This window comes from Deferrisoma sp. (assembly GCF_054681715.1).
This window is the reverse complement of the sequence record NZ_BAAHFQ010000109.1, coordinates 1-9,888: the sequence shown is the minus strand read 5'-3', so window position 1 is coordinate 9,888 and position 9,888 is coordinate 1. Positions and strand designations below refer to the sequence as shown.

Genomic DNA, 9,888 nt, shown 5'->3' with positions numbered 1-9,888 from the left:
GGTGGTGGAGATGTTGAAGGTGTTCGTGTCGTCGCCCCCGGTGCCGCAGGTGTCGAGGATCGACTCGTACTCCACGTTGATCTCGTCCCGGTCGAGGGTGAGCACCTCCTTGCGGGGCTCCACCCGGATCGGGGTGGCGTGCTCCCGCATCACCCGGGCCGCCCCCGTGATCTCCTCGATGGTCTCGCCCTTGATCCGCAGGGCCGTGAGGAACGCGGCCATCTGGGCGTGGGTGGCTTCGCCGCCCATGATCGCCTCCATGGCCTCGATCATCTCCCCCTCGGTGAGATCCTGGCCCTCGACCACCTTGTGAATCAGTTCTTTGAGCATGGCGCGCTCCTTTCTCGGCTGGAAGGCCGGGAGGCTGGGAAGCTCGAATGTAGCCCCCCGGGGACCGGGCATTCGAGAGTTCCTCCGTTTTCCAAGTGACCTCCGCTAGGCGGCTGGGCTGCTCGGCAGCTTGGCGGCTAAGAGCATTCGGGATTCCGGCGTCATCGCGCCCGCGAACCTGTGGGAGCGGCTTCCGAGCCGCGAGGCCCTTTCTTTCGGGCCTTGCGGCCCGGATCGCGCCTTGGAAGGCGCTCCCACACCGAACCCCTGACTCGCACGTTACGGTCCTGCGTAGCGGGGGCCCCAAAGGCGCCCTGGGGAGTTTCCAACTGACACCGACCCGTCGCCCAGACTCAACGGATCTCCAGAAAGTTCTTTAGGATGTTCATGCCCTCTTTCGTGAGGATCGACTCGGGGTGGTACTGCATGCCGTAGAGCCGGGCCTCGTCGTCGGCGATGCCCATGATCTCGTCGTCCTCCACGGTCCAGGCGGTGATCCGGAACCTCTCCGGCAGGCTCTCCCGACGGATCACCAGGCTGTGGTACCGGGTGGCCTCGAAGGGGTTGGGGATGCCCCGGTAGATCCCGGTGCCGTCGTGGTGGACCATCGAGGTCTTACCGTGCATGAGCCGCTTGGCCCGCACGATCTCGGCCCCGTAGGCGTAGCCCATGGACTGGTGGCCCAGACACACCCCCAGGACCGGCACCCGGCCCGCGAACCGCCGGATCACCTCCACGCTCACCCCGGCTCCCGTGGGATCCCCCGGCCCGGGGGAGATCACGATCCGGTCCGGCCGGAGGCGCTCCACCTCGTCGGCGGTGATCCGGTCGTTCCGGAACACCCGGACCTCCTCCCCCAGGATCCCGAAGTACTGGACCAGGTTGTAGGTGAACGAGTCGTAGTTGTCGATCATGAGGAGCATGGGGGAACTCCATCGGGAAAGCTGGAAAGCTAGAACGCTGGGAGGCTGGGAAGCCAAAGCCCCTCCCGCGTCCGTGCTCTCCGTGCCCTCCGTGGTGGATCAGTTCGGTTGTCGGTCTCCGGTCGTCGGTCCGCGGTCGATGGGCTGGGCGGCTTGGCAGCTAGGCGGCTAGGCAGCCAACCCCCCCCAACCCCTCCGTGTCCTCCGTGGTGATCAAAACTTCGGTCTTCGGTCTTCGGTCCGCGGTCCTTGGGCTTGGCGGCTTGGCGGCTCGGCGGCCAGGCGGCCGGGCGGCCACCCCCCTAACCCCTCCGTGTCCTCCGTGCCCTCCGTGGTGGTTCACTTCGGTCTTCGGTCAAGGGGCTAGGCGGCTTGGCGGCCGGGCGGCTTGGCGGCCACCCCCCCTCAACCCCTCCGTGTCCTCCGCGGTTCCAGCCGCGCCTCATCCCGGCTCCAGGCCGCGGGCCGCCAGTTCCAGGGCCCGGCGCAGGGCGGCCGATTTGTGCAGCGTCTCCTCGTACTCGAACCCCGGGTCCGAGTCGGCCACCACCCCCGCGCCGGCCTGGGCCACCACCCGGCCCCGGCAGAACACCAGGGTGCGGATCGCGATGCAGGTGTCCATGTTGCCGTCGAACCCCAGATACCCCACGGCGCCGGCGTACACCCCCCGCTCCCGGGGCTCCAGCTCGGCGATGAGCTCCATGGCCCGCACCTTGGGCGCCCCCGACACCGTGCCCGCCGGAAAGGTTGCCCCAAGCACGTCAAACGCGTCCACCTCGGGCCGGAGCTCCGCGGACACGGTGGAGACGATGTGCATCACGTGGGAGTACCGCTCCACCACGAACGACTCCTCCAGGCGCACCCCCCCGGCCGTGGCCACCCGGCCGAGATCGTTGCGGCCCAGGTCCACCAGCATGAGGTGCTCGGCCCGCTCCTTCTCGTCGGCGAGGAGTTCCTCCTCCAGGGCCCGGTCTTCCTCGGGCGTGGCGCCCCGGTGGCGGGTGCCCGCGATGGGCCGGAGGAGGGCCCGGCGGCCCTCCTTCCGCACCATGACCTCGGGGCTCGCGCCCACCAGGGTTTCCTCCCCCAGGGCCAGGTGGAAGAGATACGGGCTCGGGTTGAGCGCCCGCAGGGCCCGGTACGCCGTGAACGGCGAAAGATCGGTGCGGCCCTCGAAGGGCTGGGAGAGGACCACCTGGATCGCCTCCCCGGCATGGATCGCCTCCCGGACCCGGACGACCATGTCCTCGAACCGTTCCCGGGGGATCACCGGCCGCAGCTCCGGCACGGGCACCGGCTCCGGATACACCGCCGCCTCGTCCAAGGGGCTTCGGAGCCGGCCCAGCACCGCCTCGACCCGCTCCAGGGCGCCCCGGTAGGTCTCTCCGGCCGCCGGCCGCACCAGAACGATCACGTCCAGGGTCTTTCGCACGTTGTCGAAGGCGAGGAGGGTGCGCGGGGCGAAGAGCCGGATGTCCGGAAGCTCCAGGGGGTCGGGGTGGCACGGGGGGATCCGCTCGAAGAGCCGCGCCGCACCGTACCCCACGTACCCCACGAGTCCGCCGCTGAACCGGGGCAGGCCCTCCACCCGGGGCATTCGGTGCTCGGCCAGCACCCGGCGCAGGAGGTCCAGGGTCGGGCCCTCCCGGCCCCCCTTGAGGCCGTTCCAGGCGCGGCCCACGTTCCCCCGGGCCTCGAACCACAGAAACGGGTCGAGCCCCACCAGGGAGTACCGGCCCCACCGGCTCCCCCCCTCCACGCTCTCCAGCAGAAACGACCACCGGCCCCCGGCCACCTTGAGGTAGGTGCTCACCGGGGTCTCGGTGTCGGCCGGGAGCCGCGCGGCCACCGGCACCACGGGAAACTCCCGGGCGTGGGACTCGAAGGTTCGTTCGTCCACCAGGATCTTGTAGGGCATGGCGGAACTCCCTGCTATCGGCCATCGGCTAGGCGGCTTGGCGGCTCGGCGGCCAAACTCCGCCCTCCGTGTCCTCCGTGCTCTCCGTGGTCATCAAGACTTCGGTCGACGGTCGATGGGCTGGGCAGCCCGGCGGCTTGGCGGCTTGGCGGCCAAACTCCCCCTCCGTGTCCTCCGTGCCCTCCGTGGTCATCAAGACTTCGGTCTGCGGTCTACGGTCCGCGGTCGGGGAGCTGGGCGGCGGGGCGGCTTGGCGGCTCGGCGGCCAAACTCCGCCCTCCGTGTCCTCCGTGCTCTCCGTGGTCATCAAGACTTCGGTCTCCGGTCTCCGGTCCGCGGTCGGGGACTGGGCGGCGGGCGGCCAAATCCCTTCCCCAAGCCTTGCCCTCCGTGCTGCCGTAGCGCCCCGACGTCGCCGGTCCCCAATGCAACGAGGGCCGCGGTGTCCCGCGGCCCTCGTTTGCTCCAAACGAAAGCGCCGCGGGCAGCTTCGGGGCTGCCCGCGGCGCGCTGTGTCCCTCGCGTTCGGGAAACGGCGGCGGTCAGCCCCTCTCCTTGGGCCACCACCACCAGCAGGAACGAATCTGGGTTCGTCGTACCGTCATCGCCGTCTCCCTGTGCGGCCTGTACCCTACCAACTTGAGGGCGCCCTGACAAGCACTACGCCAGGAACCGGATGGCCTGCTCGGCCAGGTCCACCAGCCCGCCCGGCACCACGCCGAAGTAGAGCACGCCCAGGCCGGCCAGGATCGTGGCCACGGCCATCGAGGGCCCGGCCCGGAGCCCCTCCACCACCGGGGTGTCGGGCTCGGGCTTGAAGTACATGGTCACGATCACCCGCAGGTAGTAGTACACGCTCGCGGCCGAGTTCAGCACGCCGAAGATGGTGAGCCAGTAGTAGCCCTGGTGCACGGCCGCCTTGAAGATCAGGAACTTCCCGATGAACCCGGCCGTGGGCGGGATGCCGGCCATCGAGAACATGAACAGGCTGAGCGCGAGCCCCAGGGCCGGGAACTTGAAGCCCAGGCCCGAAAGGGCCGTGAGCCCGGTGTTCTCCTGGCCCTTGCGGCCCACCATGATGAGGCACGCGAACGCCCCGATGTTCATGAAGGCGTAGGCCAGCAGGTAGTACAGGATCGCGGCCCCGGCCTCGGGGGTGCCGGCCACCACGCCCACCAGGATGTACCCGGCGTGGGCGATGGAGGAGTAGGCGAGCATCCGCTTCACATCGGTCTGGGCGATGGCTGCCAGGTTCCCCACCGTCATGGTGAGGAACGCGAGCACCCACAGGACCCCGCTCCACTCCAGGTGCAGGGTCTGGAACGCCACGAAGAACACCCGCACCACCGCGGCGAAGGCCGCGGCCTTAACCCCCGTGGCCATGAACGCGGTCACCGAGGTGGGGGCGCCCTGGTAGGCGTCGGGGGTCCACATGTGGAACGGCACGGCCGCCACCTTGAAGGCGAACCCCACGGTCACGAGCCCCACCCCGGCCAGGGCCATGGGCGAGCCCAGGAGGGCCCGGTTCGCCGAGAAGGCCTCGAGGATGCCCCGGATTTCGGTGGTGCCGCAGGTGCCGTAGAGCAGAACGATGCCGTAGAGCAGGAACCCGCTCGAAAACGCCCCCAGCAGAAAGTATTTGAAGCTCGCCTCCGTGGACCGCTCGTCCCGGAAGAACCCGGCCAGGGCGTAGATCGCGATGCTCATGGTCTCGAGCGCAAGGAAAAGCGACATCAGGTGGGTGGCCCCGGCCATGAGCATCATGCCCACGAGCGCCAGGAGCACCAGGGCGTAGTACTCGGCGTGGTCCCGCCCCTCGTCCCGGAGGTACCCGTCGCTCACCAGAAGCGTCAGGGCCCCTACGGCGTAGAGGATGAAGTACACGAACGCGGCGAACCCGTCGCCCGCGAACATGCCCGAGAACCCGGTTTGCGCCGGCCCGAACAGCCCCGGCGTGGTGAACGCCGCCACCACGATGCCCGCGATCCCCAGGTACGGCAGGAATCCCTTGCGCCGCCCGGGGCTCACCGCCTCGGCCAGGAGCACGAGCAGGGCCGCCGCCGTGAGCACCAGGTGCGGCGTCAGCAGTCGCATGTCGGCCATGGAGAACGTCATCGCGTCACCTCGTCTCGGTCAGGGCGGTTAGTCCGCGAACGGGCCGGGGAGCACCCGCTTCAGGCCGTCTTCCAGCAGGGCCAGGGCGCCGGGGGCCTCCAGCGACCGGCAGGCTTCCTTTTTCGCCTCGAACTTCTGGAGCCAGAGCTCCAGGGTGGCGTCAGTCTTCCGCAGGAACGTGCCCGGGTAGATGCCCATCCAGAAGGCCATCACCACCATGGGGATCAGGTACCCCCACTCCAGGCCGGTGAGGTCCGGGAGGTTCTGGTTCTCCTCCTTGTCCAGGGGCCCGAAGAACACGCGCTTCACCATCCACAGCATGTACCCGGCGGCCAGGATCACCCCCGTCGCCGCGAACACGGCCGCGGGCTTCGACGTCAGGAACGCCCCGAGCATGATCAGGAACTCGCCCACGAACCCGTTGAGGCCCGGCAACCCGATGGAGCTCATGGTGATGATCAGGAACACCGTGGCGTAGTTGGGCATGGACTTGGCGAGCCCCCCGAAGTCGGCGATGGCCCGGGTGTGGCGCCGCTCGTAGATCACCCCCACCAGAAGGAACAGGGCGCCGGTGGAGATGCCGTGGTTGAGGCTCTGGTACAGGCCGCCCTGGACCCCCTGCATGTTCAGGGCGAAGAGCCCCAGCATGACGAACCCCAGGTGGCTCACCGAGGAGTAGGCCACTAGCTTCTTCACGTCGTCCTGCACCATGGCCACCAGCGCCCCGTAAATGATGCCGATCACGGCCAGCACCATCATGAACGGGGCCCAGGCCTCCACGGCGTTGGGGAACAGCGGCATGGCGAACCGCAGGAACCCGTAGGTGCCCATCTTCAGGAGCACGCCGGCCAGGATCACGGAGCCGGCCGTGGGGGCCTGGGTGTGGGCGTCGGGGAGCCAGGTGTGCAGGGGCCACATGGGCACCTTGATCGCGAACGCGAGGCAGAAGGCCGCGAACATCCAGAACTGGATGTTGGGCGCTAGGTCGAGCTCGTAGAGCTTCAGGAGGTCGAAGGTGGGGGCGTTGCCGGCCCGGATGTTCAGGTAGTACAGGGCCAGGATCGCCACCAGCATGAGGAGCGACCCCACCATGGTGTAGATGAAGAACTTGATCGCCGCGTAGATCCGGTCGGTGCCGCCCCAGACCCCGATCAGGAAATACATCGGGATGAGCATGGCCTCCCAGAAGATGTAGAAGAGCACCAGATCCAGGGCGATCAGGGCGCCGAGCATGCCCGTTTCGAGGAGCAGGAAGAAGAACATGTACTCCTTGACCTGTTTCTCGATGGTCCAGCTCGAGAGCACGCAGATCACGCTCAAAAACGTCGTCAGGAGCACGAGCCACAGGCTGATCCCGTCGATCCCCACGTAGTAGGAGATCCCCAGCGACTCGACCCAGGTCGTCCGCTCCACGAACTGCATGCCGCCCACGCTCGGGTCGAACCGAACCCACAGGGCCAGGCTGATCACGAACGTGACCAGGGTCACGGCCAGGGTCCAGCCCCGGATCGCGCCCTCGCTCCGGCGGGGCATCAGAAGGAGCACCAGCGCCCCCAGCAGGGGGAGGAACGTGATCGTGCTCAGGTACGGAAAGTGGCTCATCCCAACCTCTCCTCCACCCCTCTTAGAACGAGGCCACCACGGCGTAGTAGCCCACCAGGATCACGGCCCCCAGCAGGATCGAAAGCGCATAGGCCTGCACCTGCCCGGTCTGGAAGCGGCGCAGACCCGCACCGACGGAACGCACGAGGTACCCGACCCCGTTCACGATGCCGTCGATCACCACCACGTCGAAGAAGGCGTAGCAGAACGTGGCCAGGGCCAGGGTGCCCTCCACGAACACCGCCTGGTAGATCTCGTCCACGAAGTACTTGTTGTAGAGGAGCTCGTAGAGCCCCCGGAACTTCTCGGCCACCTTGGCCGGGATGTCGGGCTTGGCGATGTAGCAGAGGTACGCCACCAGGATCCCCAGGAGCGCGTAGGCCACGCTCAGGAACATCAGGGCGTACTCGGCCGGGTCGTGGTGGCCGGCGGCCTCGGCGGCGTGGCCCGCGGCCTCGGACGCCCAGGCCGTGGTCACCAGGCCCAGCCCGCCGGCGGCGTGCTTCACCCCCTCGGCCGCCTCGTGGGCCCCGCCCATCACCGGAGCGAGCCAGTGGTGGAAGTGGTTCGCGCCCCCCAGGGCCGCCGGGATGCCGACCCAGCCGCCCACGATCGAGAGCCCGGCCAGGATCCACAGGGGCACGGTCATGGTGGCCGGGGACTCGTGCACGTGGACCTCGTGGGGGTCAAACCGCTCCTTGCCGAAAAAGGTCATGAACACCAGCCGGAACATGTAGAAGGCGGTGATGCCGGCGGCCACGAACCCCAGGAACCACTGGAACTTGAACCCGTTGGCCCAGGCGTTCCAGAGGATCTCGTCCTTGGAGAAGAACCCGGCCAGGGGCGGCAGGCCCGCGATCGCGATGGTGGCGATCAGGAAGGTCCAGTAGGTGTGGGGCATGTACTTTCGCAGGCCGCCCATCTTGCGCATGTCCTGCTCCTCGTGCATGCCGTGGATCACCGAACCGGACCCGAGGAACAGGCAGGCCTTGAAGAAGGCGTGGGTCATGAGGTGGAAGATGCCCGCGGCGTAGGCACCCACGCCCATGGCGGTGAACATGTACCCGAGCTGGCTCACCGTGGAGTAGGCGAGCACCTTCTTGATGTCGAACTGGGTGATGGCGATGGTGCCGGCAAAGAGCGCCGTCAGGGCCCCGATGGTGGCCACCACGGTCATGGAGGTGGGGGCCATGGAGTAGAGCACGTTGCACCGGCCGATCATGTATACCCCGGCGGTCACCATGGTGGCGGCGTGGATCAGCGCCGACACCGGGGTCGGGCCGGCCATGGCATCGGGGAGCCAGACGTAGAGCGGGATCTGGGCGCTCTTCCCGGTGGCCCCCACGAACAGGAGGAGCGTGATCGCGGTCACGATGGCCCCGCCGGCCACGAGCACGTGGGGCGCCTGCTCCATCACGGCCCGGAAATCCAGGGTGCCGAACTTCCAGAAGATGAGGAACATGCCGAGCAGGAACCCGAAGTCCCCGATCCGGTTCACGATGAAGGCCTTCATGCCGGCCGCGGCCTTGGCCGCGTCCTCGAACCAGAACCCGATCAGCAGGTACGAGCACAGCCCCACGCCCTCCCAGCCCACGAACAGCACGAGGAAGCTGTTGCCGAGGACCAGGGTGAGCATGGCGAAGCAAAAGAGGTTCAGGTAGGTGAAGTAGCGGCTGAACCCGGGGTCGTGGGCCATGTACCCCACGGAGTACACGTGGATCAGGAACCCGACCCCGGTCACCACCAGGATCATGACGCAGCTCAAGGGATCGAGCAGGTAGCCCAGGGTCACCTTGGTCGTGCCGCTCGCGATCCACTCGAAGATCACCTGCTCGAACACCCGCTCGGCGGGCGGCAGGGCCTTGAGGCTGAAGAACGCGCCCACCGACACGAGGAACGACAGGAACACGCTCCCGCAGGCCACCGTGGCCACGAGCCCCTTCGGAAGCTTGCGCCCGAAGAGCCCGTTCACCAGGGCGCCCACCATGGGGAAGAACGGGATAAGCCAGATCAGGTCGAGCATGGGACGCCTCCCTCAGGCGAGCCGGTGTTTAGCCCTTGAGCAGGCTGATCTCGTCGGCGTGCACGGACCGGCGGGCCCGGTACAGGGCCACCACGATCGCGAGCCCCACGGCCGCCTCGGCGGCCGCCACCGTCATGACGAAAAAGACGTACAGGAGCCCCTCGACGCTGTTGAGGTGGTCGGCCACGGCCACGAACGCGAGGTTCACGGCGTTGAGCATGAGCTCCACGCACATGAGGAGCACGATGAGGTTGCGCCGCACCATCACGCCCACCACCCCGAGGCCGAACAGCACGGCCGAAAGCCCCATGGAATACTCGAACGGAATCATCGCCTCGTCCTCCACGCCGCGCCGGGGGCGAGCCCCGGTCCGGAACTAGAGCTTCTTCTTTGCCAGCGCCACCGCCCCCACGAGCCCCACCAGGAGGAGCACGGAGGCGATCTCAAAGGGCAGGAGATAGCTGGTGAAGAGCTTCTCCGACAGGAACTGGACGCTCCCCACCCGGGCCAGGACCTCCTCGGTCATGTCGCCGGGCTTGCCCATGAGGCCCGCCCCCGCCGGCACCAGGAGCACCACCACCATGAGCCCGGCGAGCACCATGCCGATCACCCGGCCGAACGCGAGCCGCTCCTGCTCGGCCTCCTCCTGCCGGATGTCCAGAAGCATGATCACGAACACGATCAGGGTCATGATCGCCCCGGCGTACACCATGAGCTGGATCGCGAAGATGAACTCCGCGTGGTGGAGCAGGTAGATCACGGCCAGGCTCACCATGGTGCCCACCAGGCTCAGGGCGCTGTGGATCGGGTTCCGGGCCAGGATCACCCCGATCCCACCCAGCACCGCGAAGGCGGCGAACACGAAGAACATCGCTAGCGCCATGGGGTCGCCCTCCGTCTAGTTGCGGGCCAGAACGTCCCGGGTCATGTGGAACTCCTCCCGGGTGTAGCCGCAGAACTCGTAGTTGCGGGTCAGC

7 protein-coding genes and 1 pseudogene are annotated in these 9,888 nt (G+C 67.9%); all 8 read right to left on the bottom strand.

The features are described 5' to 3' along the window. Nucleotides 1-330: pseudogene (locus ACY0I8_RS13315) on the bottom strand (anthranilate phosphoribosyltransferase); the annotation flags it as partial. Between the two features lie 353 nt (nt 331-683). Next, nucleotides 684-1,253 carry an anthranilate synthase component II gene (locus ACY0I8_RS13310; RefSeq protein ID WP_461395139.1) on the bottom strand — a complete coding sequence of 190 codons (570 nt, stop codon included), beginning with the start codon at nt 1,251-1,253 and terminating at the stop codon, nt 684-686. 442 nt (nt 1,254-1,695) lie between these two features. Then, the gene (gene trpE, locus ACY0I8_RS13305; protein WP_461395138.1) at nt 1,696-3,171 is read right to left on the bottom strand and encodes an anthranilate synthase component I; all 1,476 of its coding nucleotides are present in this window, start codon (nt 3,169-3,171) and stop codon (nt 1,696-1,698) included. 660 nt (nt 3,172-3,831) lie between these two features. Continuing rightward, the gene (locus ACY0I8_RS13300; RefSeq protein WP_461395137.1) at nt 3,832-5,286 is read right to left on the bottom strand and encodes an NADH-quinone oxidoreductase subunit N; all 1,455 of its coding nucleotides are present in this window, start codon (nt 5,284-5,286) and stop codon (nt 3,832-3,834) included. A 27-nt stretch (nt 5,287-5,313) separates the two neighbouring features. Next, a complete protein-coding gene (locus tag ACY0I8_RS13295) occupies nt 5,314-6,888 on the bottom strand; it encodes an NADH-quinone oxidoreductase subunit M (RefSeq protein WP_461395136.1) in 1,575 nt (524 codons plus the stop codon). Between the two features lie 22 nt (nt 6,889-6,910). Then, a complete protein-coding gene (gene nuoL, locus ACY0I8_RS13290; RefSeq protein ID WP_461395135.1) occupies nt 6,911-8,911 on the bottom strand; it encodes an NADH-quinone oxidoreductase subunit L in 2,001 nt (666 codons plus the stop codon). A 28-nt stretch (nt 8,912-8,939) separates the two neighbouring features. Then, entirely contained in the window at nt 8,940-9,242 is a 303-nt protein-coding gene (nuoK, locus tag ACY0I8_RS13285) for an NADH-quinone oxidoreductase subunit NuoK (protein WP_459941868.1), read from the bottom strand. Nucleotides 9,243-9,287: 45 nt separating this feature from the next. Continuing rightward, complete coding sequence (locus tag ACY0I8_RS13280) at nt 9,288-9,794, bottom strand: NADH-quinone oxidoreductase subunit J (protein ID WP_461395134.1); 507 nt, start codon at nt 9,792-9,794, stop codon at nt 9,288-9,290. Nucleotides 9,795-9,888: the final 94 nt, after the last annotated feature.

Excerpts from the sequence above, each read along its gene's own strand:
- ACY0I8_RS13295 (WP_461395136.1), bottom strand. The coding sequence starts at position 6,888 with ATGAGCCACTTTCCGTACCTGAGCACGATCACGTTCCTCCCCCTGCTG.
- nuoL (WP_461395135.1), bottom strand. The coding sequence starts at position 8,911 with ATGCTCGACCTGATCTGGCTTATCCCGTTCTTCCCCATGGTGGGCGCC.
- nuoK (WP_459941868.1), bottom strand. The coding sequence starts at position 9,242 with ATGATTCCGTTCGAGTATTCCATGGGGCTTTCGGCCGTGCTGTTCGGC.
- ACY0I8_RS13300 (WP_461395137.1), bottom strand. The coding sequence starts at position 5,286 with ATGACGTTCTCCATGGCCGACATGCGACTGCTGACGCCGCACCTGGTG.
- trpE (WP_461395138.1), bottom strand. The coding sequence starts at position 3,171 with ATGCCCTACAAGATCCTGGTGGACGAACGAACCTTCGAGTCCCACGCC.
- ACY0I8_RS13310 (WP_461395139.1), bottom strand. The coding sequence starts at position 1,253 with ATGCTCCTCATGATCGACAACTACGACTCGTTCACCTACAACCTGGTC.
- ACY0I8_RS13280 (WP_461395134.1), bottom strand. The coding sequence starts at position 9,794 with ATGGCGCTAGCGATGTTCTTCGTGTTCGCCGCCTTCGCGGTGCTGGGT.